The organism is Alcanivorax sp. HI0044 (assembly GCF_001634945.1).
The window spans coordinates 1-732 of sequence record NZ_LWEZ01000453.1 but is presented as its reverse complement, the minus strand read 5'-3'; the positions used below and the strand labels follow the sequence as shown (position 1 = coordinate 732).

1 protein-coding gene is annotated in these 732 nt (G+C 49.0%); it reads left to right on the top strand.

The features are described 5' to 3' along the window. Positions 1–14 precede the first annotated feature (14 nt). Positions 15–732 (top strand): hypothetical protein (locus A3730_RS30245; protein ID WP_156500934.1); only part of this gene is annotated, 718 nt, incomplete at its 3' end.

The window sequence follows — 732 nt, the reverse complement described above, 5'->3', positions numbered from 1 at the left end:
AGAAGCAAATGACCATGCAAACGATAAAAAAAATGTCCCGATGTATTAAATGGGGTTTCCCTGCCAAAACTACAGTAGAAATCTGCACGCAAGGAATGCCCGCTCTCGGCTTCTCACTAATGCTCCCTTTACTGCTGGCGGCTCCCTCGGTAAATGCTTTGGTGGAAATGGAAGAAGAGCAAATGGCCAACGTTACCGGTGCCGGTTTAGCATTTGTATTCGATGATTTTAGTTTCCGGATGGCTCCAACCAGCTTTGTAGAGTTAACGGGGTCACAACCGACCTCTGATGCTTATAATAATTTCGGATGGCGCCGAGGCGACGCCCGTTACTATGGCTTGTCCATGACAAGTGCAGGGTCCAGTAAAACCAACGGAAGCGGTAACTATTTTTATGGAACAGACTGGTATTCAAGTAACTCCGGAGGGGGCGGGTGTGGGAATTCTGCTAGTCAGGGAGCAACGGTAACGAGTTTAAGCTGCCCCATGGGTGTCGGTGATGGGGATTTTGGGGTTGATGCCTTTGCATCAGTTTATGACCCTTTCATGCTGCGTGTATTTGAATATCAAGGTTACAATTACGATGGTGGCTGGCTTGATGAGCCAGCAGGAACTCCCGGCTCATCAACGGGTATCGGCGGTAAAGTAATGCCAAGTGTGCTTGAGTTTCGTGGCCCTGCAAATTCTGATCCCTGGCGTTGGGCTTTCTGGGGTGAGTTGGAAGTTAACCGTT